The following is a 21,531-nucleotide window of genomic DNA, read 5'->3' as shown; positions in this document are numbered from 1 at the left end:
GCCGCAAACAACGAAGCTGGACAGCAACCTTCACAGTCACCATCCAGCCCCATCCATCACCCTGAACGCTTAACTCACCGGCATTGCGTCATAGCGGCACAAACTCTTCCGGATCATCAAGCACCCCGCTGAGGACGTACGCCTCGTAGGCGTCGCCTCTTGCCCACAGTTCGTGCGCCATGGCCGTCACGGTAGGCCTCGGGCACAAGCCTCGCGTCATGCGTAAGCGGCGGGCTGCCATACTCCAGCGATGAGTAGCCGGCCGAGCCTCGCACAGGTGGCGGCGCTGTCAGGTGTGTCGGTCAAGACGGCGTCGCGGGCGTTGAGCGGCGAAGGGTATGTCGCGGTCGAGACGAAGGCGCGGGTGCAGAGCGCCGCCGACGAGCTCGGTTACCGGCTGAACCGGACCGCCCGGGAGCTGCGCCGCGGTGGGAACACCTCGACACTGGTAGGGCTGCTCAGCGGGGACCTCGCCAACCCGTTCTACTCGCGGCTGGCCAGTGGGCTGGAGCGGGAGCTGCGCATGCACGGGCTGCAGCTGATCACCGCCAGCACCGACGAGAACCCGGAATGGGAGCGGCGGCTCACGGACTCGCTGCTGGAGCGCAGGGTCCGGGGCCTGGTCGTCGCCTCGACGATGGCGGAGCACGGGCATCTGGCGGCGGAGCGGCGGCACGGGAGTCCGTTCGTGTTCGTGGACCGGCCGCCGGTGGACCTGACCGCGGACGCGGTGCTGCTCGACAACCGGGGCGGGGCGAAGAGCGCCGCCGAGCACCTGCTGGAGCGCGGGCACCGGAGGATCGGGATCGTCGGGGACCTGTCGCGGCTGAGCACCCACCAGGACCGGGTCGAGGGGTTCGCGGAGGCGATGGCGGCCGCGGGCGTCGAGACCTGGCGCGAGTACCTCCTGGAGGACGCGCACGACGTGGACAAGGCCGAGCGGGCGGTCCTGGCGCTGCTCGACCAGGACCCGGCGCCGACGGCGTTCTTCACCACCAACAACAGGATCACGACGGGCGCGCTGCGGGCGCTGAGGACCAGCGACAACCAGGACAAGGCCCTGATCGGCTTCGACGAGCTGGACCTCGGCGACGTCCTGGGCGTGAGCGTGATCGCGCACGACCCGGAGGAGATGGGCCGGCACGCGGCGCGGCTGCTGCTCGCCCGGCTCGAAGGCGATGACGGCCCCGCCCGGCGGGTCATCCTGCCCACCAGACTGATCGAGCGGTCCACCACCGCGGTCGCCTGATGGGGAGGCCCCGGGTCAGGCGCCGGCAGACGCGGCCTGGTAGCGGGCCGCCAGATCGCGGAGCAGGTCCCGCAGCTGCGGCGGGTCCAGCACCGTGAAGCGGAAGCCGGTCGCGCCGAGAAACCCGGCCAGGTCCATGAGCGAGTCGGCGCCGGTCTCCAGGTCGCAGCTGGTGCCGGTGACCGGGGTGAGCAGCCCCGCCACCGACGCCAGCCGCGCGCTCACCTCCGCGATCGGCGCGTGCAACCGGATCCGGGCCGGCACCCGCCATGCCGCCGACGCCACCCCGCGCAGCACGTACGCGACGGCGTCCCCGCCGGGCGGCTCCCGCGGCGGAAACCGTGGACCCGTCGGGCCGCGCAGCTCGACGAGGTCGGCGCGGAACGTGCGCCAGTCGTCCCGGTCGACGTCCCACGCCAGCAGATACCAGCGGCGGCCGGTGTAGACGAGCCGGTGCGGCTCGGCGCGGCGTCGCCGGTCCTTGTAGTCGAAGGTGATCCGCTCGTGGTCGCGGGCCGCCGCGGCGAGCGCCGTGAGCAGTGAGGCCTCGACGGTCGGGCCTCCCCCGGCGGCCGACACGGTCGCGGAGCGCAGCGCGTCGACGCGGCGGCGCAGCCGCGGTGGGAGCGTCTGCTCCAGCTTGATCAGCGCCCGCAGCGCCGGGTCCTCCAGGCCGGTGACGGAGCCGGCGGCGGCCGCGCGCAGGCCGACGGCGACCGCGACCGCCTCCTCGTCGTCGAGCAGCAGCGGCGGGGTCGCGGTCCCGGCGCCGAGCCGGTAGCCGCCGGCCGGTCCCGTGGTCGAGCCGATGTGATACCCGAGGCTGCGCAGCCGCTCGATGTCGTTGCGCACGGTGCGGGAGGTCACCGCGAGCCGCGAGGCGAGGTCGGCGCCGGACCAGTCGCGGCGGCTCGACAGCAACGACAGCAGCCGCAGCAGCCGCGCCGACGTCTCCAACATTCCCCGAAGTCTGCCAGAGATTGCGGAACGTATCTTTCCGCAATGGCCGATAGCGTTCCCCGCATGACAACGTTTCGCGGGTTCGCGACCCTCAGCTTCTTCGCCGCCGACCACGACGCCGCCAAGCGCTGGTACACGGAGCTGTTCGGCGTCGAGCCGTACTTCGAGCGGCCCGGCTACGCCGAGTTCCGCATCGGCGACCACCAGGACGAGATCGGCATCGTCGACAGCCGGTACGCGCCGCACGACGTCTCCGTCACCCCGGCCGGCGCGTTCATGTACTGGCACGTCGACGACCTCGACGGGACACTGGACCGGCTCATCGCGATGGGCGCGACGCCGCTGCAGCCGCGGACCGAGCGCGGGCACGGCTTCGTGACCGCCGCGGTCACCGACCCGTTCGGCAACATCGTCGGCGTCATGCACAACCCCCACTACCTCGAGATCGTGAGCGCCTGATGGAACCGGTCCTGTTCGCCGACACCGCGACGTTCGAGGCGTGGCTGGAGCAGCACCACGGCGAGTCCGGCGAGATCTGGATCCTGGTCGGCAAGAAGGGCAGCGGCGTCGCCAGCCTGACCGTGACCGAGGCCCTGGACGCCGCGCTGTGCTACGGGTGGATCGACGGGCAGCGCAAAGGGTTCGACGAGCGGCATTTCCTGCAGCGGTACGTGCCGCGCCGCCCCCGCAGCACCTGGTCGCAGGTGAACGTGGCGAAGGTCGAGGCGCTGACCGCGGTCGGCCGGATGCGCCCCGCCGGCCTCGCCGAGGTCGCGCGGGCCCGGGCGGACGGGCGGTGGGCGGCGGCGTATCCGTCGCAGCGCACCGCCACCGTCCCGCCCGACCTGGCCGAGGCCCTCGCCGGCGCGCCGCTGGCACGAGCGGCGTTCGACGCCCTGCCCGGCACCGAGCGGTACGGGCTGATCCTGCACCTGGTGAAGCTGCGCACGGCCGCCGGGCGAGCGGCCCGGGTAAAGGCGATCGTCGAGCGGCTCGGTCCGTGAGAATGGCCGCATGACGACTCTGGGTGCCGTGTTCGTGCCGCAGCTTCCCCCCGAGCGGCTGCGGGCCGTGGTCCGCGCCGCCGACGAGAGCGGCCTGGAAGAGCTGTGGCTGTGGGAGGACTGTTTCCTCGAGAGCGGGGTGGCGACCGCGGCGGCCGCGCTCGCCTGGTCGCAGCGGCTGCGGGTCGGGGTGGGACTGCTGCCCGTCCCGCTGCGCAACGTGGCGCTGACCGGCATGGAGCTGGCGACGCTGTACCGGCTGTTCCCGGGCAGGGCGATCGTCGCGGTCGGGCACGGGGTGCAGGACTGGATGGGGCAGGTCGGCGCGCGGCCCGCGTCGCCGGTGACGCTGCTGCGCGAATACGTGACGGCGCTGCGCGGTCTCCTCGCCGGCGAGCGGCTCAGCGTCGAGGGACAGTACGTGCGCCTGGACGAGGTCGCGCTCGACTGGCCGCCCACGCAGACCGGGGCGCCGGCGCCGGTGCTGGTCGGGGCCACCGGGCCGAAGACCCTGCGGCTGGCCGGGGAGGTCGCCGACGGGACGATCCTCACCGGCGGCACCGACGTCGAGGGGGTCAGGGCGGCGCGGCGGCTCATCGACGAGGGCCGGGCGGCGGCGGGGCGGAGCGACGCGCCGCACTCCGTCGTCGTCTACCTGCACGCCGCGACCGGTGACGGCGCCGCCGAGCGCATGGCGGCCGAGCGGGTCCGGTGGGGTTACCACGACGACAGCAAGGACGTGACGGTCGCCGGGGACGCCCACGCGGTCGCCGACGCCGTCGCCCGGTGGGCGGACGCGGGCGCCGGCACCGTGGTCCTCCAGCCGACACCCGACGACCCCGACCCGGAGGGCTTCATGCGGTTCGTCGCCGAGCGGGTGCGGCCACTCGTCAGGTAACGCGTACGGTGGGCCGATGTCCGACAATCCAGCGCTCGCGGCGGCCGGGGCGAGCGGGATCGCGTTCCGGGTCGTCGAGCACGGGCCGGTGCGCAGCCTCGCCGAGGCCGCCGAGGCGCGTGGGGTCGCGGTCCCCGACGTGGTCAAGACGATCGTGGTGCGGGTCGGCGACGGCGACTACCGCTTCGTCCTCGTGCCCGGAGACCGGGTCGTCTCGTGGCCGAAGCTGCGCGCGCTCCTGGGCGTCAACCGGCTGTCGATGCCGGACGCGGCGACCGCCCGCGACGCCACCGGATACGAGCGCGGCACCATCACGCCGTTCGGCTCGGTCACGGCGTGGCCGGTGATCGCCGACCAGCGCATCCTGGGCCGGGAGATCACGCTCGGCGGCGGCCGGCACGGCGTCGCGCTGGCCGTCGACGCCGGCGCCGCCGTCGAGACGCTCGGTGCGACGGTCGCGGACGTCTCCGAGCCGGAGGCTTGATCGACTGGCGCGTTTCCCGGTCGGTACAGACGGGAAAAGCGCTCACCAATGGCAATTTGCGCAAAAAGCCGGACATCTTGGGAAACTGTGGGAATGTGGCACTGGCAACCATCATTGCCCGGGTTTCCGGCCCAAGCGTTTCCGTCGGTTCCGACCGCCGGGAGGCACCGCCCGACCGTGACGACGACCGTCGCGACCGGGCAGCCGGAGAGCGCAGGAGAGCCCCGGGCCTAGCGGGGAGTCGCACTGTCCACACATCCGTTACGCCGTCGCCATGAGGCGGCGCACACACTGAGTTCCAACCTCCGGAAAGGCCTCGGCACCGTGCTCTGCGTGGTGCTGTGCGGGGTGGCGGGGAGCGCGCCGGCAGGCGCGGCAGGCGGGTCCGGCGACGCGGGGCACGGCAGCCCGGTCAGCACGCTGGCCGACCGGCCGGCACCACCGGTCGGGATCCGTGCCATCGCCTACTACCGGGCCCACAACCAGGGTGCGGTCGACGCCCGCGCGGAGCTGCGCGACCTGCGGGCCGCCCGCCGGGACGCGATGCGGACCCGGCTCGCGCTCGCGGAGGCCGCGGTCCAGGGCGGCGGCGGACCGGCCGGCGTTCCCGAGGCGGCAGCGGCATCAGGGTCGGCGGTCGTCGCGGGGGCGACCGCCGGGCGCCGGGCGGCGAACCGGGTGAGGTCCACGCAGGCGGCCCGGCCGAAGCAGGCCACGCCGCGCACGGGACCGGCCCGGCAGCGCACCACGACACCACGCGTCACGCCACGCACACCGAAACGCGCCACGACCCCAAGGATCACCATGCCGGCAGTCGCCGGTGGCGGCGGCGGGGTGGTCGGGTTCGCGCTCGCGCAGGTCGGCAAGGCGTACGGGTTCGGCTCGTCCGGCCCAGACCGGTTCGACTGCTCGGGGCTGGTCGCCGCCGCGTACGGGCGGGCCGGGGTCGCACTGCCGCACCAGACCGGCGGCCTCGCCAGGGTCGGACGGCCGGTCGGGCGGGGCGAGCTGCGCCCCGGCGACCTGGTCTTCCCGGCGGCGGGTCACGTCGGCATCTACATCGGCGGCGGGCGCATGGTGCACGCGTCCACCGAGCGCGGCGGCGTGAAGATCTCACCGATCTACGCGTTCAGCTTCGCCAGACGGATCGGCTGAACCACACGGATCGACTGAACCACACGGATCGACTGAACCACACGGATCGACTGAACCACACGGATCGGCCGAACCACACGGATCGGCCGAACCACACGGATCGGCCGAACCACACGGATCGGCCGAGCCACACGGATCGGCCGAGCCAGGGACGGTCCACATCGGACGGCACAGGTGTCCAATGTGGACCGTCTTCGCGCGGGTACGAAAAAGGTCAGGTGGCGAGGCGGAAGTCGGCGAAGTCGAAGCCCGGCGCCACGACGCAGCTGACCAGGACCGGCTCGGTGCCGGTCGGCGTCGCGGCCTGCCACACTCCGGCGGGGATCAGCACCTGGGGCCGCTCCCCCGCCGCGATGTCGCCGCCGAGCAGCGTGGCCGGCCCCTCGCCGGGCCGGTCGCCGGAGCCGCCGAGGCGCAGGGCGAGAGGCCCGCCGGAGTGCCAGAACCACAGCTCGTCGGAGCGCACCACGTGCCACGCCGACTCCTCCCCCGGGTGCAGCAGGAAGTAGATCGCCGTCGCCGCGCTGCGCGGGCCGTCGTAGCCGTCCGGGGAGAACGTCACCGGCGACCGCCACGTCTCCCGGAACCAGCCGCCCTCCGGGTGCGGCGCCATGTCGAGCAGCTCCGCCAGGCGTGGACGCCCGCTCATATCGTCACCGTGGTCATCCCGTCACCGTAGCGACCCGGAGCGTCCGCCGAACGTCCGGTGCGCCCGGGGCGGCCCGCTTGCGATGCTGACCTGGTGACTGTTTCCGCGGTGAGGTCGTCGTGAAGCTGGAAGCACCGGGCGGCGGCAGCGTCGAACTCCGCATCGCCGGCGCCGCGGACGACGCCGCCGGCACCGGGGACGACCCAGACACGCCGCTCGTGGTCGAAGGGATCGTCGACGCCGGGGACGGGCGGGCGTGGACGTTCCGCGACGCGTGCCTGACCGCGGCCGAGGCGGCGACCCTCGGCGGGTGGCTGCTGAAGGCCGCGAAGGGCCGCCTCGAGCTGCCGGACCGGCTGGCGTTCGCGGCGCCGGCCCTGACGCTCACGCTGGAGGAGCACGACCACCTGCAGCCCCGGGTCACGGTCGGGTTCTCCCTGGCCGCGGCGCCGCCGTGGCTCGGCGAGGAGCGGACGCGCACCTACGACTACCCGGTCACCCTCGACCTCGACCCGGAGGCCCTGGAGGCCGCGGCCCTGGACTGGGAGCGCGAGCTGCGCCGGTCGTAGGATCGCCCGATGCGACGACGCACGGCGGCACTGACGCTCGTTCTCCTCCTCGCCGGGTGCGGCGGCTCCCCGGAGACGAGCGGTGCCGCCCTGGCGGGCAGCTCGGCAGCGGCCGCTTCCCCGTCGGCATCGGCGACGCAGGGCCCGAGCCCGAGCGGCAGCCCCTCGGCGTCGGCGGCGCCCCCGCAGGTCAACGGCAACCCGAACGGTAAGGCGAGCGTCCCGGCGGAGGCCCGGGCGGCCGACACGTCGAAGCCCACCCGGACCGTCGGCAACGGCACCGCCGCGAGCTGCACGTCGGAGGCGGTCGTATCGGCGGTCGGGGCCGGCGGCACCATCACGTTCAACTGCGGGCCGGCACCCGTCACGATCGCGATGAAGGCCACCGCGAAGATCAAGAACACCCAGGGCGCGAAGATCGTGCTCGACGGTGGCGGCAGGGTCACGCTCAGCGGCGAGGGCAAGCGGCGCATCCTGTACATGAACACCTGCGACAAGAACCAGGGCTGGACCACGTCGCACTGCCAGGACCAGGACCACCCGTCGCTGACGGTGCAGAACCTGACGTTCGCCGACGGCAACTCCACCGGCGAGACCGCGGAGGGTGGCGGCGGCGGCGCGATCTTCGTGCGCGGCGGCCGGTTCAAGGTCGTCAACTCGCGCTTCGTGCGCAACCGCTGCGACCAGAACGGCCCGGACCTCGGCGGCGCCGCGATCCGGGTCCTCAGCCAGTATCACAACCAGCCGGTGTACGTGGTGGGCAGCACCTTCGGCGGTGCGTCCGGCCAGGGCGGCGTGTGCGCCAACGGCGGGGCGCTCAGCAGCATCGGCGTGTCGTGGGTCGTGCTCAACAGCGTGCTGTCCTACAACTCGGCGGTCGGCAAGGGCGCCAACCCGGCCCGCGGCGGCACGCCCGGCGGCGGCAGCGGCGGCGCCATCTACTGCGACGGCAACCTCTTCACCGTCCGGCTCGCCGGGACGCTCGTCGAGCAGAACAAGGCCAACGAGGGCGGCGGTGCGGTGTTCTTCGTCAGCAACGACCGCACCGGCACGATGTCCATCGAGAGCTCGACGCTGCGGAAGAACCCGAGCGCCGGGTTCGAGACGTCGGGCTTCCCCGGCATCTTCTTCCTCGGCGCCCGGCCCCCGTCGGTGTCCTCGTCCTCCCTCACGAAGTAGGGGCTACGACCGCAGGCAGGCGCAGAACGGGTGGCCGGCCGGGTCGAGCAGGACCACGTAGCGTTCCGGCGCGGGCTGGAAGTCAGGGCGGGTCGCGCCGAGCTTGATCGCGCGCGCCTCGGCGTCGGCGAGGTCGTCGACGTAGAAGTCGAGGTGGAACTGCTTGCCCACCGGACCCTCCGGCCAGGTCGGCGCGGTGTAGCCCTCGATCCGCCCGAAGCCGATCGACGTGCTGCCGTCGCTGATCATCGCGTATTCGGCCTGGGTGTGGGTCACCTCCCAGCCGAGGGCCTCACTGTAGAAGGTGGCGAGCACCGGCGGCTCGGCGCAGTCGATGTTGACCATGATGAGCGTGGCGAATCCAGACATGCCCTCATTCTGCCGCCCATTCCTGCCACCTCATGTCAGGATCATGCGGCCGCATCACGACGGCGTCGGGGCCGACCAGTTGCGGCGCAGGGCGACCATCCGGAGCACGAAGACGAGGACGGCGGCGAGGGCGATGCTCACCGGGCGCTGCACGTGCAGCGCGTCCAGCGCCGCCACCGAGGCGCAGCCCGTCAGCCCGGCGACGGCGTAGATCTCCCGGCGCAGCACCGTGGGGATCTCGCCGGTGAGCAGGTCGCGGATCAGGCCGCCGCCGATCCCGGTGATCATGCCGATGATGCAGGCGCCGACGGGCGGCACGCCGGCGTCGAGCGCCTTCAGCGTGCCGGTCACCGTGAACAGGCCCAGCCCGGCCGCGTCGAGGACCTGGACCGTCCAGTACAGCCGGCTGACCGTCGGGTGCAGCCAGAACGCCGCCGCGGACGTGACGACGGCGACCGCCGCGTAGCGCCAGTCGACGAACGCGAACGGCTGCACGTTGACGAACACGTCGCGCAGGATGCCCCCGCCGAGCGCCGCCATGAACCCGACGAACACGACCCCGAACAGGTCCAGCCGCTTCGCGACGCCGGCGGTCGCGCCCGAGGCGGCGAACACGGCGATGCCGACCAGGTCGACGACGAGGAGCAGGCTGAGCTCTGACACGGTTGTGCTCCAGCTGTACGGGCGGGCGCGGCACCCCTCGGCACCGCGCCCGTCCTGTATACGGCACGTCCCGGTGCCGGGGGTCAGATGTTGTTGATGACGGCCATGCTGGTCTCGTGCTGCATGGCCAGCATGTCGGACACGGCCGCCGCGTCGTAGTAACCGCCGCTCGAACCCGCCGCCGCGGACGTGTCGCCGGCGGTGTCGGTGTCGGTGTCGTCGGCCGCGGAGATGGTGCCCTCGGCGGTGTTCATGCCACCGCTGACGTCACCGTCGAGGTTGCCGCCCGAGCCGTCGTAGCCGGTCGTGTCGTACTGGGCCACGTCGCCGTCGAGGTTGCCGCCCGAGCCGTCGTAGCCGGCGGTGTCCGCGGTGTCCGCGGCGGTCAGGTCGGTGTACTCGTCGGTGAGGGCGTTGTAGGACTGCTCGTAGACGCCGTCGCCGTCCTCGTCGATCGCCGCGAAGTCCGCCTCGCCGTCGCCGTCGAGGTCGCCGAGGAGCAGGTTGCCGCCGTCCTCGGTGGTGTAGATCGCGGCCTGGTCCTCCACGCCGTCGCCGTCGAGGTCGGTGGTGAAGGGAACGTAGTCGTCGCTCATATCTGGTGACTCCTTCGGATGCTGCATCAGGTGTTCTGGAACGAGTCGAACCGTACGAGCAGCCCGGCGACGCTGACTCCCCCATTGCTGCCAACTGGACAGCGATGAAGATCACCGGGCGGGTTTGCGTCAGTGGGGGTCTGGGGTATCCAACCGTCGATTCGAAGTTGACGAGTTCGTTGGATAGATGGAGGCACTCCCGTGGGCAGAGGATCCGGTATCGGCGGGGTCATCCTCGTCATCTGGCTGATCATCGGCGTGATCGCGGCCGGGCAGCGTGGCTACTTCGACAGCGAGGACACGAACTGCGCGAAGACCGGCACGATCCTCGTGACGATCGTCGCCGGGCCGCTGAACTACCTCGGTGTCAACCCCAAGATCAGCTGCGCCCTGCCCGAGCCGTCCAAGTAGGCCGCGACCAGTACGCCTGAAGCCGGTGCCGCCGAGAGGCCACCGGCTTCACCGTTTTCACACGTCGTGGGTCTGGGAACGTTCGATCTCGGTGAACGCGGCCTGCAGATACCGCGGGAACGGCCGCGGGCCGAGCAGGTCGACGAGCAGCAGCGGGGCGTGCCTCGCCAGGACGAGCGGGGACGGGCGGGCCTCGTCGTCGTTCTCGTCCTGGACGCCGAGGGCGCCCACCAGCAGCACGACCATCACCTGCGGGTCGATGTCCTGCCACTCCATCGCGGAGCGCACCGCCCGCTCCAGGGCGGCGCGCACGTCGTCGCCGTCGAGGCCGTCGGGGTGCAGATCCTCCAGCAGCGAGCGGACGACGACGCCGAGGACCAGGCCGGCCTGCACCGCGTCGAGGGCGGCGAGCTGCTCGACCGCCGCGTCGAACGCCTCCTTGTCGCGGCCCTGCGCGGCCTCGACGGCGGCGGAGGCGGCGGTCGCGATCGCCCGGGCCGGAGGCGGCAGGTGCCGCCAGCCTGCCGGGGTGCGGGTGGTGTCCACACCGTCGAACCCTAGTGCCTGTGGCCAGTGGCGCAGCACACACCGCCCCGGGCCGGGAACCTGTCACGTTCCGGGTGGGCCGGGCCGTCCTCATTCCATGAACACACAGCGAATGGCACTCAGCGAGATCAACCCCGAGGCGTACCAGGCGGTGCTCGGGCTGGAGAAATACATCAGGGCACACGTCGACCCGGCACTGCTCCACCTGCTCAAGCTCCGGGCGTCGATCCTGAACGGTTGCGCGTTCTGCGTGGACATGCACACGTCGGAGGCCCTCGCCGAGGGCGAGGACACGCGGAAGCTGTTCGCCGTTTCGGCGTGGCGGGAAGGGCCGTTCTTCGACGCGAAGGAGCGGGCCGCGCTCGACCTCACCGACCACGTCACCAGGCTGGGCGAGCACGGCGTGCCGGACGGCGTGTGGGACACCGCGGTGGAGCACTACGGCGCGGAGGGGGTTGCGGACCTGCTCATGGTCATTGCGACGATCAACGTGTGGAACCGTCTCGCCGTCTCGACCAGGACCCAGCCGAAGGTCGCGTGAGCGAGGAGTTCCTCGCGCACCGGCGGATGCTGCTCGGCCTGGCGTACCGCCTGGTCGGCACGCTGTACGACGCCGAGGACGTCCTGCAGGAGGCGTACCTGCGGTGGACCCGCGCCGACAGGTCCGGGGTCGCCGAGCCGCGCCGCTACCTGACCAGGGTGGTGGCGCGGCTCGCCGTCGACGCGCTCCGGGCCCGCCAGGCGCGGCGGGAGGACTACGTCGGGACCTGGCTGCCGGAGCCGGTCAGCACCGGCCGGCCGCCCGAGCTGTCCGGCCCGGCCGCGGTGATCGACACATCCGACCTGTCGATCGCCGTGCTGCACCTGATGGAGCAGCTGACCCCGCCGCAGCGGGCCGTATACGTGCTGCGGACCGCGTTCGAGCTGCCGTACGCGGAGATCGCCGGGATCCTCGACCGGACCGGGGAGGACTGCCGGCAGCTGCACCGCCGGGCGGGCACGGCGCTCGCCGGGCGGGCCAGGTTCGGCACCGACCCGGCCGAGCACGCCCGACTCCTCGAAGGGTTCGTGGCGGCCGCCCGCGACGGCGACGTCCGGCGCCTCGAGGCGCTGCTCCACGAGGACGTCATCGCGTGGAACGACGGCGGCGGCAAGGTCAGGACCGGCCCCAACCCGATCCGCGGGCGGGCGAAGGTGGTGCGCTTCTTCGCCGGCATCATGCCGGACCGGCCGTTCACCGCCGTCCCGGCCGGGGTCAACGGCGGGTACGCGCTGCTCGTCGACGCGAACTACCGGTACACCATGTGCCTGTGCGTCGTCGACGGCCGGATCCACGACCTGTTCCGGATCGCGAATCCCGCGAAACTCTCAACCTTTGCGGCGGCGGGCTCGTAGTAGGGGGTATGCGCGACTTCGACGAGTTCGCCGCCGCGGCGACCCGGCCGCTGCTCCGGCTCGGCTGGCTGCTGACCGGCGACCGGCGCTGAAGGTGCGCGGGCTCACCGGGCTGCGGGTCGTGGACGCCTCGGTGCTGCCGGTCATCAACCGCGGGCACACGATGGCGCCGGTCTACATGATCGCGGAGAAGGCCGCCGACCTGATCACCGCGGGCCGCTGACCCCGGTCGTCCTGCGCAGGATGATGACGGTCGCCAGCGGCCACAGGGCCTGTGCGCCGGCGGCGAGCCGTTCGGCGAGGCCTACCAGTACACCCGCCGCCAGCGCCAGACAGAAGAGCACGACCAGCGCGGAGAGGACCGCGGTGGCGCCGCGCAGGAGGGCCGCCGGGATCGGCTGGGGTGCGCCGCCCGGGACACGGCCGAGCGCGGGCCACAGCGCCAGACAGGCGAACGCGGTCGTCGCCGCGAGCTGATGCGCCACCGACGAGCCGGTGGCGGGCAGCGGGAACGCGGCGACCAGGACCGTGGCGACCCCGCCCGCGGCGAGCATGACCCGGCCCGGGGTGGCGAGGGCGCGCAGGCCGAGGGTGGTGACGACGTGGCAGAGGCCGACGCCGAGCAGCGCCACGGTCATCACCCACCGATGCGCGGCGCCGTGGCCGGCGAGGGCGCTGATCGTGTCCCGCAGCGGGTCGAAGCCCACCGGCTGCAGCGCGGCGGCGACGGTCCAGCCGCCGATGAGCAGGACCGGTGCGGTGGCCGAGGAGACCACCGGGAGCTGCCGGAAGGGCGTGACAACCTTCCCGAACCACCGCACCGGATAGAGCATGTCCAGCAGTATGCCCTGGGTCAGGTGCCGAAGACCTCGAGCTCCCACAGCGAGTAGCCCCACTGCGTCGCGCGCTGTGTGCCGTTGACCCGCAGGTAGCGGCCGGAGCCGTTGACGGTGAGGTCGTCGATGCCACCGTCGCCGGTCGTCGTGGTGTAGATGTTGGTCCAGGTGTTGCCGTCCGGCGAGGTCTGGATCTGGTACGCCTTGCCGTACGCCGTCTCCCAGTTGAGCCGCACCCGGTTGACGGTCCGGGTGGCGCCGAGGTCGAGCCGGATCCACTGCGGGTCGGCGTAGGCGCTGCCCCAGCGGGTCGCGGTGTTGCCGTCGACGGCGTTCGCGCCGTTGTGCGCGCTGCCGGGCTCGACCGACGACACGGTCACCGGGCAGTTGCGGCACAGCGACTGCGGTCCGGTGCTCGCCGGGGTGCCGTAGACGTTGACGTCGAAGATCGAGTAGCCCCACGCCGTGCCGCGCTGGGTCTGGTTGATCCGCACGTATCTGCCGGTGCCGGTCAGGGTGACGTCGTCGACCCCGCCGTCGCCGGTCGTCGTGGTGTACACGTTGGTCCAGGCGCTGCCGTCCGGTGAGGTCTGGATCTGGTACGACTTCGCGTACGCGGCCTCCCAGTTGATGCGGACCCGGTTGAGGTTGTACGAGGCGCCGAGGTCGACCTGCCACCACTGCGGGTCGGCGTGGACGCTGCCCCAGCGGGTGGTCGCGTTGCCGTCGACGGCGTTCGCGGCGACGAACGTGCTGTTGGGCTCCACCGACGACGCGGTCGCCGTCCTGCCGCGGGCGATGTCGGTCGCGGGCTGGCTGCCGTCGGTCTTGATCCGGATGTTGCGGTAGAAGATGTCGGCGCCGGCGCCGTCGTTCTGCACGCCGATGTAGCCGGTCTGGATCGCCCGGGTGCTCGTGTAGTCGTTGATCTTCACGCCGTTGAGCCAGATCTCGACCCGCTGGCCGTGGACCCCGACCTCGTACGTGTTCCACGACCCCGGCGGGTTGAGGGCCGCGGCGCGCAGCGCGGCGTCGGGGGCCTTGAAGCTGTAGACGCTGCCGGTGGTGCGCGACGGGTCGGCGTCGGTGGCGTCGATCTGGATCTCGTGGCCGGCGTTGACCGGGCCCCAGGGGTCACCGTTGGGGTCGGGGAAGCCGATGAACACGCCGCCGTTGTCGTCGCCGGGCATCTGCCAGTCGACCTTCAGCGAGTAGTTGGAGAACTGGCTCACCGGATACCAGAGCAGGCCCATCCCGCCGACGCTCGTGAGGGTGCCGTTGGCGAGCGTGAACCCGCCGGGGCCGGCCTGCCGCCACTGGTCGAGGCTGGCCTGGCTGCCGTCGAACAGCGCCTGGTAGCCCGTCTCGGGGCGGCAGTCGGCCTGGGCCTGACCCGCGGCCCACCTGATGCCGCCGAGGAGGTGTGCGGTGAAGTTCGCCTCGGTGTAGGACGCCTCGGTGTGGCCGAGTCCGGTGTACCAGCTGCGGCCGCCGTCATACTGCTTGCACCAGGAGATCGGGTGGTCCCCGGCCATCGAGCCGCCCGAGTAGGAGCTCTCGTCGAGGCTCATCAGGACCTTGGCGGTGCTGCGGGGGTTGGTCTGGTAGTTGTACCACTCGTCGGTGCGGGTCCAGGTCTGCGGCAGGTGCGCGGTCGCCGGGTGCGCGCGGTCCTCGACCTTGATCGTCGCCTGCTGCTGCGCGGGGTGCGAGGCGAACCAGGCGCCGACGAGGTTGCCGTACCAGGGCCAGGTGTACTCGGTGTCGGCCGCGGCGTGCACGCCGACGTATCCGCCACCGGCGCGGATGTAGGACTCGAACGCGGTCTGCTGGGTCGCGTCGAGCACGTCGCCGGTGGTCGACAGCCAGATGACGGCCTTGTACTGGGCGAGGTTCGCGGTCGTGAACGCGCCGGCGTCCTCGGTCGCGTCGACGGCGAAGTTGTTCGCGGTGCCGAGCGCCTGGACGGCGGCGATGCCGTTGGGGATCGAGCTGTGCCGGAAGCCCGCCGTCTTGGAGAAGACGAGGACCTTGAACGCGGGGGCCGCGGACGCGGGGGTGGCCGCGCCGCTCGCGGCGACGACCGCGGCGACGGCGGTCGCGGCGATCAGTTTCCAACCGGGTATACGCACGTGACGTGCTCCTTCCGACTGGATCGCGGGTCTGTGCGGGACCGTCGCGATCACGGGGAGGGAGGAGCGCGCCGAACGCACCTTCCGTTGCTTCAGTCAGAACTTTGCCGTGAACAAACAAAAGTGTCAATGGCCGTGGTTTGATCGACCGTTAGGTCGTGCACGACTGAATCGTGTGCTACGTTTCGGGGTGTGAGGGATGTCCTGGCACTCGACCAGCAGGTCTGCTTCGCGCTGTACACGGCCTCGCGGGCCGTCACCGCGCGCTACCGGCCGCTGCTGGACGAGCTGGGCATCACGTACCCGCAGTACCTGGTCCTACTCGTGCTCTGGGAACACGACAGCAGGACCGTCAAGGAGCTCGGCGCCGCGCTGCGGCTCGACTCGAGCACCCTGTCGCCGCTGCTCAAGCGCCTGGAGGCGGCCGGCCTCGTCACGCGGGCGCGCCGCACCGACGACGAGCGGTCCGTCACCGTCCAGCTCACCGGGGCCGGCGCCGCGCTGCGCGAGCGGGCCCGCGCCGTCCCCGCCAGGCTCGTCTGCGAGGGCAAGGAGGGCGGGCTCGGGATCGACGAGCTCGACGCCCTGCGCGAGACCCTGGTCCGCCTCACCGCCACACTCACCGACCTGCAAGGAGATGCTCCTGATGGCAGTCCTGTACACCGCTGAGGTCACCGCCACCGGCGACGGCCGCGACGGCCACGTCACCAGCACCGACGGCATCATCGACATGGACGTGGCCGTGCCGAAGGAGATGGGCGGCGCCGGCGGGGCGACCAACCCCGAGCAGCTGTTCGCGGCGGGCTATGCGGCCTGCTTCCACAGCGCGCTGCGGATCGTCGCCCGCCGGGCCAAGGCCTCGGTCGACGGCAGCGAGGTCAACGCCCGGGTCGGCATCGGCCCCAACGGCAGCGGCGGCTTCGGGCTCGACGTCACCCTGACGGTCACCCTGCCCGGCGTCGAGGCGGCCACGGCCCAGCAGCTCGTCGAGGCGGCGCACCAGGTCTGCCCGTATTCCAACGCGACCCGCGGCAACATCGACGTCAAGCTGGAACTGGCATGACGACTAGCAGCAAGGTGTGGCAGCTCGCCGCGCGGCCGGAGGGTTTCCCGACCCCGGAGGACTTCCGGCTCGTCACCGAGGAGCTGCCGGCGCCCGGCCCCGGGCAGGTCCTGGTCCGCAACGAGGTCATGTCGGTCGACCCCGCGATGCGCGGCCGGATGAACGACGTGCCGTCCTACGTGGCGCCGTTCCAGCTCGACGCGGCCCTCGACGGCGGCGCGGTCGGCACCGTCGTCGCGTCGCAGAGCCCGGACCTGGCGGTCGGCGACAGCGTGCTGCACGGGCTCGGCTGGCGCGAGCACGCGCTGCTCGACGCGAAGCACGCCCGGGCCGTCGACACCACGGTCGCGCCGGCGTCCGCGTATCTCGGCGTCCTCGGGATGCCGGGGCTCACGGCGTACGCCGGACTCCTCGACGTCGCGAAGATGCGCCCCGACGAGACGGTCTTCATCTCCGGCGCCGCCGGGGCGGTCGGCACTCTCGCCGGGCAGATCGCGCGGCTGCGGGGCGCGCGGCTCGTGATCGGCTCCGCCGGGTCCGCGGAGAAGGTGCGCTACCTCGTCGACGAGCTCGGCTTCGACGCCGCGTTCAACTACAAGGACGGCTCCATCCGCAAGCAGCTGAAGCAGCTCACGCCCGACGGCATCGACGTCTACTTCGACAACGTCGGCGGGGAGCAGCTGGAGGCGGCGCTGTTCCGGATGAACGTGCACGGGCGGGTCGCCGTGTGCGGGGCGATCTCGCAGTACAACGGCCCCGACGCGACCGGCATCCGCAATCTCACCCTGCTGATCAGCAAGCGGATCACCATGCAGGGGTTCCTGGTCCTGGACCACTGGGGGCGGCGGCAGGAGTTCACCGGGGAGATGGCCGGCTGGCTGCGGGAAGGGCGGGTGCAGGTCGCGGAGACGTTCGTCGACGGGATCGACCACGCCGTCGACGGCTTCCTCGGCATGCTCCGCGGGGAGAACCTCGGCAAGATGATCGTCCGGCTGTCGTGAGCCGGTCCGCGCTGGCGCTGGCCGGGCTGCTGGCCGCGGCCGGGGTGACGCACCTGGTCAACCCGGCACCCTACGACCGGATCGTGCCGCGGTCGCTGCCCGGGTCGCCGCGGACCTACACGGTCGTGAGCGGCGTCGCGGAGCTCGCGCTCGCCGCCGGGCTGGTCCACCCCCGGACCCGCCGGGCGGCCGGGCTCGCCGCGGCGGGGTTCTTCGCCGCGGTGTTCCCCGCCAACGTGAAGATGGCCGTCGACTGGCGGCACGCGCCACCGGTCCGCCGGGCCGTCGCGTACGGGCGGCTGCCGCTGCAGGTGCCCCTCGTCCTGTGGGGGTTGCGGGTGGCCCGGGAGGCCGGGGTTCAATAGGCGGATGCTGCGAACTGCACGGCTCGAGCTGCGGCGGTGGCGGGACGAGGACCGGGCGCCGTTCGCGGCGCTCAACGCCGACCCCGAGGTGATGCGGTTCTTCCCGCGACCGCTGACCCACGCCGAGAGCGACCAGATGGCCGACCGGATCGAGGCGCAGTTCGCCGAACTCGGCTACGGGCTGTGGGCCGTCGACGTCGTCGGGACCGGCGCCTTCATCGGGTTCGTCGGGCTGGCGTGGCAGCGGTTCCCGGCGCACTTCACCCCGGCGCTGGAGATCGGGTGGCGGCTGGCCAGGGCCGCCTGGGGGCACGGCTACGCGACGGAGGCGGCGGTCGCGGCGCGGGACTTCGCATTCCGCCCGACCGGCCCGGACGGCGCCGGGATGGACGAGATCGTGTCCATCACGACCCGCACCAACGAGCCGTCGCAGGCGGTGATGCGGCGGATCGGGATGACCAGCGACCCCGCCGACGACTTCCTGCACCCCAACCTGGCGCCGGACCACCCGCTCGCCGACCACGTGCTCCACCGGCTGCGCCGCCCGGCCTGAGCCGCCGCCCGGCTCAGCCGGACAGCTGCAGGTGCAGCTGGAACGCGACCTCGGTGTGCCGGATCGACGGCGGGCGCAGGGCGAGCAGCTGCCGCTCCAGGACGACCTGCAGCTCGCGGGGCGGCGCCTCGGGGCGCGCCATGATCCGCACCGCGACCGGGCGGGACGGGCCGAGCCGGAACTCGACCATCAGCTCCTCGGTGCCGTGCCGCACGCCGGTGAACGCCCGGTCGACGATGCCCCTGGCCCGGTCGATGAAGTCGCCGAGCTCGGCCGCGGTCGTCGCCCGGCGGACCTGCTCCTCCGGGGTGAGCAGGACGATCCGCCCGTGGTCGACGTGCCGCAGCGCCCTGCCGTCCTGGCGGGGGCCGGCCGCGGCCGCACCGGTGGTCCCGGACGGCGGCGCCGACTGGGTGCCCGGACCCGGCCGCACCGCCTGCACCGGCCGCGTGCCGGGCCCCGGGCGGGGTTCCAGGCGCAGCGCGAGGGTGCTCACCGCGCCCGCGGGCAGGCCGATCTCGATCGGGCGGCCCGCCTCGACCGCTTGGCGGAGCCGGGCGTACATCGCGCCGGTCAGCAGGACCGCGAAGCCGTCCTCGACCTGACGGGCGGTCGGCTCGGCGGTGCCGCGGACCAGCAGCAGGAAGTTGCAGCCGATCCGGGCTGAGCGCTCCCCGCCGGGCGCCACGATCGCGGCCGGGCCCTGCTGGCCGGGGGCCCACACGTAGGTCTGCGGGACGTCGGCGAGGCCGGGCAGGAACGCGCACACGTCGGCGGCCTCGCGCAGCGCCTCCTCGAACGCCTCCAGCTCCTCGTCGGCGCCGCCGATGTAGGAGGTCGCGTCGCCCGCGGCGATCGTCAGCTCGAGCCGGTCGGCGACGTGGACGACCCGCAGGAACGGCAGGTTGTACGCCGGAGCCTTCGACAGCATCGTCGCGGCGCGGAACTCGGCGTCGTCGACGACCGGGGCACGGCCGGGACGGAACCACCACGGGTGCGGGTAGTAGCGCTCCTGCGCGCCGAGCAGCGACAGCACCCGGGCGTGGCCGAAGCGCTGCACCACCGCGGTCTCGCCGCCCAGCAGCGGCAGCGCCACCAGCGGGGGGCGCTCGAAGGTGGCCGTCACCGGGATGTCCTCGGGGGCGGCGGCGTAGACGAACCCCGTCACCCGGCCGTCGATGTCGATGCCGGGCTGCCCGAAGACGCTGACGTCGCCGGCCTCGACGAGGCTGCCCTCGGCGGCGAGCCGGTGCACGGTGCGGGCCATCGACAGCGGGTAGCCGGGGGCGGGCGCCCCGGTGCGGATCACGGCGAACACCATCTCCCGCTGGCCGTGCCGTTCCAGGCCCTCGGTGGTGTACAGCAGTGCGGGCAGCATGCCGGAGGCCGTGCGGATGCCACCCTCGTCGATGGCGACCGACAGCTGCCGGGGGATGAGGACCTCCCGGCCGACGGGTAACGCGGAGCCCACGGGGCCGATCATCGCATCCGCGCGCAACAGTTGACCTTGGACGAACGGTTGCCGCCCCCGTCCTCTCCACAGGGTGGCGCTTCCAGAGGCGGGCCGCGACGATGATGTGATGCGGATGACGTCGGAGCCGCCGGCCGAGTACGTCGCGTTCGTCTCCCGCCACCTGGAGCCGTTGCGCCGAGACGCCGTGCGCGTCGTCGGCGGGGAGGAGGACGCGGATCATCTGTACGTCGACGTCCTCACCGACGTCGCGACCCGCTGGAGCTGGCTGGAGCTGCAGCGGACCAGGCTCGGGCACGAGAGCGCCGCCGACGAATTCCTCGGCCGGGTCTTCGCCCGCCGGTCGGAGCGGTTCCTCCTCGGCGAGGACGGGTTCGGCGCCGACGACCTGCAGATCCAGGTGATCCCGGAACATCCGCACGAGCCGCCGGCCCGCCGCGTGTATGTCAGCACCGCCGTCCGGCTCGCGCCGATGCTCGTGCCGCGGCGCAGGAGCAGCGTGTTCGTCGCCGGGCCGGTGTGCGAGGCGGCGATCGCGTGGTGGCACGCGTACGAGGCGATCCGGCGCCGGAGAATGGCCTACGTCGGGTTTGTCGCGATCGCGCTGCTGATGGCCCTCGCGAGCGTCAGCGCACCACCGGCGCCGGCGTGACGCATGCCACCCTCGGGCGGCGCGGCGGCGGTCACCTGCCCCTTCCGTAGGCGTTCGGCCTGTTCCGGCCGGTCCGGTCGCGGGCGGTCCGACCGGCTCCGGCCGGGCGGCGGGTCCGGGGCCACCGGCGCCCGGCACGCAGGTTTGACGGATCCTGCTAGTGTCCGCCGAGGGCCGCTTGGGGGTGACATGAGCACGACGACACGGGACACGACACGCCGGGCGACACGCGCGGCGGGGTTCCTGGCCGATTCTGGGCAGCGCACCGGGCGGGACACCGCACGGGCAGCGCGCCGGATCGCACGCGGGGTCGCCTCGCTCGGGGTCGTCGCCGCCGTCGCCGTGGGCGGGTCCGGCTCGCTCCTGGTCGCCCGGCCCGCGCACGCCGCCACCGCCGAGGTGGACATCGAGGCGAAGATGAGCGGCAACAACTTCCAGGGCAAGGTCGGCGCGAAGGTCTCCGTCGGCTACCAGATCATCAACCACGGCAACGTTGACGTCGCGGTCAACGTGGCGATCCGGGTGCCGCAGAACACCGAGATCGAGTCGGCCGGCGCGTGCCAGGTCGCCGGCAACCGGCGCACGGCCACCTGCCAGCTGCCGAAGGTGGCCCGCGGCTCGTCCGCCGGCAACACGATCCAGGTGGTCCTGCGCACCGCCGGTGACGGCGACGGCGGCTCCGTCGTCGCCAGGCTCGCACCCAACCAGGGCGCCAACGACCCGAAGGACAGCAACAACAAGGACGACTTCAAGATCCGGGTCGCGGCCGCGAGCGCCACGCCGAGTGCGTCGAAGTCGACCCGCTCGTCGCGGAGTGCCTCCGCCGACCCGACCGGCACCTCCGACGAGGTCGTCGCCCCGCCGGAGGCCGGCAACGGCGCGATCCCGCGCGAGGACCCCACGAAGGCGCCCGTCAGCAGCTCCGGCGGTCTCGGCTTCGGGTTCTGGGTCGGCGTGGTCGCCATCGTCGCGGCGCTCGGGCTCGTCGGCAGCCTGTTCTACTTCCGCCGCAAGGACCGCCTCGAGCCGGACACGGGCGTGTTCCACCTGCCGCCCATGCCCGGCAACGACAACCCCACGTCGGTGATCGCCCCCGGGGTGTACGGGTCACCGGCCGCCGGACCGGGTTTCCAGGGCTCCCCCGGTGGGCCGAGCGTCTACGGCGCGCCGGCCGGGGCTCCCCCACCGCCCGCCTTCCCACCGCCCGCCTTCCCACCGCCCGCCTTCCCGCCGCCGGCAGGACCGCCCGCGGGGGCACCGGGGCCCGGACCGGGTGCGAACGACCAGACCATCATCATGCGCAGGCCCGACGACCTGTGAGCTGACCGCGC

The 21,531-nt window shown here is 72.8% G+C and carries 27 protein-coding genes and 1 pseudogene; 19 read left to right on the top strand and 9 right to left on the bottom strand.

The window, feature by feature from the left end; translation table 11 throughout:
* Positions 1-250: 250 nt before the first annotated feature.
* Positions 251-1,249: a LacI family DNA-binding transcriptional regulator gene (locus tag ABZS58_RS45575; protein WP_354790508.1), complete on the top strand. Its 999-nt coding sequence runs from the start codon at positions 251-253 to the stop codon at positions 1,247-1,249.
* A 15-nt stretch (positions 1,250-1,264) separates the two neighbouring features.
* Here the strand turns inward: ABZS58_RS45575 and ABZS58_RS45570 are convergent, their stop codons facing one another.
* Positions 1,265-2,209, bottom strand: coding sequence for a WYL domain-containing protein (locus tag ABZS58_RS45570; protein ID WP_354790507.1), 945 nt, complete (start codon positions 2,207-2,209; stop codon positions 1,265-1,267).
* A gap of 63 nt (positions 2,210-2,272) precedes the next feature.
* Between ABZS58_RS45570 and ABZS58_RS45565 the strand changes: the two genes are divergently transcribed.
* The 5 genes from ABZS58_RS45565 (at position 2,273) to ABZS58_RS45545 (ending at position 5,750) form a co-directional block, all read left to right on the top strand.
* On the top strand, positions 2,273-2,668 hold the full coding sequence (locus tag ABZS58_RS45565; RefSeq protein WP_354790506.1) for a VOC family protein: 396 nt from the start codon (positions 2,273-2,275) through the stop codon (positions 2,666-2,668).
* Complete coding sequence (locus ABZS58_RS45560; protein WP_354790504.1) at positions 2,668-3,213, top strand: YdeI/OmpD-associated family protein; 546 nt, start codon at positions 2,668-2,670, stop codon at positions 3,211-3,213. Before ABZS58_RS45565 ends, ABZS58_RS45560 begins: the two co-directional genes overlap by 1 nt.
* Before the next feature lie 10 nt (positions 3,214-3,223).
* The gene (locus tag ABZS58_RS45555) at positions 3,224-4,111 is read left to right on the top strand and encodes an LLM class flavin-dependent oxidoreductase (protein WP_354790503.1); all 888 of its coding nucleotides are present in this window, start codon (positions 3,224-3,226) and stop codon (positions 4,109-4,111) included.
* Between the two features lie 16 nt (positions 4,112-4,127).
* Positions 4,128-4,595 (top strand): YbaK/EbsC family protein, encoded by a 468-nt coding sequence (locus ABZS58_RS45550; protein ID WP_354790501.1) that lies wholly within the window; start codon positions 4,128-4,130, stop codon positions 4,593-4,595.
* Between the two features lie 333 nt (positions 4,596-4,928).
* Positions 4,929-5,750: a C40 family peptidase gene (locus tag ABZS58_RS45545; RefSeq protein ID WP_354790500.1), complete on the top strand. Its 822-nt coding sequence runs from the start codon at positions 4,929-4,931 to the stop codon at positions 5,748-5,750.
* 214 nt (positions 5,751-5,964) lie between these two features.
* Here the strand turns inward: ABZS58_RS45545 and ABZS58_RS45540 are convergent, their stop codons facing one another.
* Positions 5,965-6,399 (bottom strand): cupin domain-containing protein, encoded by a 435-nt coding sequence (locus ABZS58_RS45540; RefSeq protein WP_354790499.1) that lies wholly within the window; start codon positions 6,397-6,399, stop codon positions 5,965-5,967.
* Between the two features lie 119 nt (positions 6,400-6,518).
* Here ABZS58_RS45540 and ABZS58_RS45535 point away from each other — a divergent pair, with 119 nt between their 5' ends.
* A complete protein-coding gene (locus tag ABZS58_RS45535; protein WP_354790497.1) occupies positions 6,519-6,968 on the top strand; it encodes a hypothetical protein in 450 nt (149 codons plus the stop codon).
* 9 nt (positions 6,969-6,977) lie between these two features.
* Positions 6,978-8,147 carry a hypothetical protein gene (locus ABZS58_RS45530; RefSeq protein ID WP_354790496.1) on the top strand — a complete coding sequence of 390 codons (1,170 nt, stop codon included), beginning with the start codon at positions 6,978-6,980 and terminating at the stop codon, positions 8,145-8,147.
* A 3-nt stretch (positions 8,148-8,150) separates the two neighbouring features.
* On the opposite strand, the gene ABZS58_RS45525 is transcribed toward ABZS58_RS45530, so the two are convergent.
* From ABZS58_RS45525 to ABZS58_RS45515, 3 genes are all read right to left on the bottom strand, one after another.
* A complete protein-coding gene (locus tag ABZS58_RS45525) occupies positions 8,151-8,516 on the bottom strand; it encodes a VOC family protein (protein WP_354790495.1) in 366 nt (121 codons plus the stop codon).
* A 54-nt stretch (positions 8,517-8,570) separates the two neighbouring features.
* Complete coding sequence (locus ABZS58_RS45520) at positions 8,571-9,179, bottom strand: TRIC cation channel family protein (RefSeq protein WP_354790493.1); 609 nt, start codon at positions 9,177-9,179, stop codon at positions 8,571-8,573.
* An 83-nt stretch (positions 9,180-9,262) separates the two neighbouring features.
* Positions 9,263-9,775, bottom strand: coding sequence for a hypothetical protein (locus ABZS58_RS45515; RefSeq protein WP_354790492.1), 513 nt, complete (start codon positions 9,773-9,775; stop codon positions 9,263-9,265).
* A gap of 201 nt (positions 9,776-9,976) precedes the next feature.
* Between ABZS58_RS45515 and ABZS58_RS45510 the strand changes: the two genes are divergently transcribed.
* The gene (locus tag ABZS58_RS45510) at positions 9,977-10,186 is read left to right on the top strand and encodes a hypothetical protein (RefSeq protein WP_354790491.1); all 210 of its coding nucleotides are present in this window, start codon (positions 9,977-9,979) and stop codon (positions 10,184-10,186) included.
* Positions 10,187-10,243: 57 nt separating this feature from the next.
* Here the strand turns inward: ABZS58_RS45510 and ABZS58_RS45505 are convergent, their stop codons facing one another.
* The gene (locus tag ABZS58_RS45505) at positions 10,244-10,732 is read right to left on the bottom strand and encodes a hypothetical protein (RefSeq protein WP_354790489.1); all 489 of its coding nucleotides are present in this window, start codon (positions 10,730-10,732) and stop codon (positions 10,244-10,246) included.
* A gap of 97 nt (positions 10,733-10,829) precedes the next feature.
* Here ABZS58_RS45505 and ABZS58_RS45500 point away from each other — a divergent pair, with 97 nt between their 5' ends.
* The 3 genes and pseudogenes from ABZS58_RS45500 to ABZS58_RS45490 all read left to right on the top strand — a co-directional run.
* Positions 10,830-11,273 (top strand): carboxymuconolactone decarboxylase family protein, encoded by a 444-nt coding sequence (locus ABZS58_RS45500; protein ID WP_354790487.1) that lies wholly within the window; start codon positions 10,830-10,832, stop codon positions 11,271-11,273.
* The gene (locus ABZS58_RS45495; protein WP_354790486.1) at positions 11,270-12,127 is read left to right on the top strand and encodes a sigma-70 family RNA polymerase sigma factor; all 858 of its coding nucleotides are present in this window, start codon (positions 11,270-11,272) and stop codon (positions 12,125-12,127) included. The genes ABZS58_RS45500 and ABZS58_RS45495 overlap by 4 nt, the downstream gene beginning before the upstream one ends.
* A gap of 88 nt (positions 12,128-12,215) precedes the next feature.
* Positions 12,216-12,350, top strand: a pseudogene (locus ABZS58_RS45490) (GMC oxidoreductase); the annotation flags it as partial.
* Here ABZS58_RS45490 and ABZS58_RS45485 read toward each other — a convergent pair.
* Positions 12,334-12,960: a DUF998 domain-containing protein gene (locus tag ABZS58_RS45485; RefSeq protein WP_354790485.1), complete on the bottom strand. Its 627-nt coding sequence runs from the start codon at positions 12,958-12,960 to the stop codon at positions 12,334-12,336. The pseudogene ABZS58_RS45490 and the gene ABZS58_RS45485 sit on opposite strands and share 17 nt — an antisense overlap.
* A gap of 20 nt (positions 12,961-12,980) precedes the next feature.
* On the bottom strand, positions 12,981-15,095 hold the full coding sequence (locus ABZS58_RS45480) for a ThuA domain-containing protein (RefSeq protein WP_354790483.1): 2,115 nt from the start codon (positions 15,093-15,095) through the stop codon (positions 12,981-12,983).
* Between the two features lie 192 nt (positions 15,096-15,287).
* Here ABZS58_RS45480 and ABZS58_RS45475 point away from each other — a divergent pair, with 192 nt between their 5' ends.
* From ABZS58_RS45475 to ABZS58_RS45455, 5 genes are read left to right on the top strand one after another with little or no spacing between them, the layout of a single operon-like run.
* On the top strand, positions 15,288-15,764 hold the full coding sequence (locus ABZS58_RS45475; protein ID WP_354790481.1) for a MarR family transcriptional regulator: 477 nt from the start codon (positions 15,288-15,290) through the stop codon (positions 15,762-15,764).
* A complete protein-coding gene (locus ABZS58_RS45470; protein WP_354790479.1) occupies positions 15,742-16,158 on the top strand; it encodes an organic hydroperoxide resistance protein in 417 nt (138 codons plus the stop codon). The genes ABZS58_RS45475 and ABZS58_RS45470 overlap by 23 nt, the downstream gene beginning before the upstream one ends.
* A complete protein-coding gene (locus tag ABZS58_RS45465; protein ID WP_354790478.1) occupies positions 16,155-17,159 on the top strand; it encodes an NADP-dependent oxidoreductase in 1,005 nt (334 codons plus the stop codon). Before ABZS58_RS45470 ends, ABZS58_RS45465 begins: the two co-directional genes overlap by 4 nt.
* The gene (locus ABZS58_RS45460) at positions 17,156-17,524 is read left to right on the top strand and encodes a hypothetical protein (RefSeq protein WP_354790476.1); all 369 of its coding nucleotides are present in this window, start codon (positions 17,156-17,158) and stop codon (positions 17,522-17,524) included. Before ABZS58_RS45465 ends, ABZS58_RS45460 begins: the two co-directional genes overlap by 4 nt.
* Positions 17,525-17,528: 4 nt before the next feature.
* The gene (locus ABZS58_RS45455; RefSeq protein ID WP_354790474.1) at positions 17,529-18,077 is read left to right on the top strand and encodes a GNAT family N-acetyltransferase; all 549 of its coding nucleotides are present in this window, start codon (positions 17,529-17,531) and stop codon (positions 18,075-18,077) included.
* A 13-nt stretch (positions 18,078-18,090) separates the two neighbouring features.
* On the opposite strand, the gene ABZS58_RS45450 is transcribed toward ABZS58_RS45455, so the two are convergent.
* Entirely contained in the window at positions 18,091-19,548 is a 1,458-nt protein-coding gene (locus ABZS58_RS45450) for a hypothetical protein (RefSeq protein WP_354790472.1), read from the bottom strand.
* 109 nt (positions 19,549-19,657) lie between these two features.
* On the opposite strand from ABZS58_RS45450, the gene ABZS58_RS45445 reads away from it, so the two are divergent.
* Together ABZS58_RS45445 and ABZS58_RS45440 are read left to right on the top strand one after the other, a co-directional pair.
* Positions 19,658-20,200 carry a hypothetical protein gene (locus ABZS58_RS45445; RefSeq protein WP_354790470.1) on the top strand — a complete coding sequence of 181 codons (543 nt, stop codon included), beginning with the start codon at positions 19,658-19,660 and terminating at the stop codon, positions 20,198-20,200.
* Positions 20,201-20,389: 189 nt separating this feature from the next.
* Positions 20,390-21,520 carry a hypothetical protein gene (locus ABZS58_RS45440; protein WP_354790469.1) on the top strand — a complete coding sequence of 377 codons (1,131 nt, stop codon included), beginning with the start codon at positions 20,390-20,392 and terminating at the stop codon, positions 21,518-21,520.
* The last annotated feature ends 11 nt before the right edge of the window (positions 21,521-21,531 follow it).

The sequence above is a fragment of the Dactylosporangium sp. NPDC005555 genome, from assembly GCF_040605635.1.
Lineage (GTDB): Bacteria > Actinomycetota > Actinomycetes > Mycobacteriales > Micromonosporaceae > Dactylosporangium.
The sequence above is the reverse complement of the archived record's forward strand: the minus strand, read 5'-3'. Positions and strand labels throughout refer to the sequence as shown.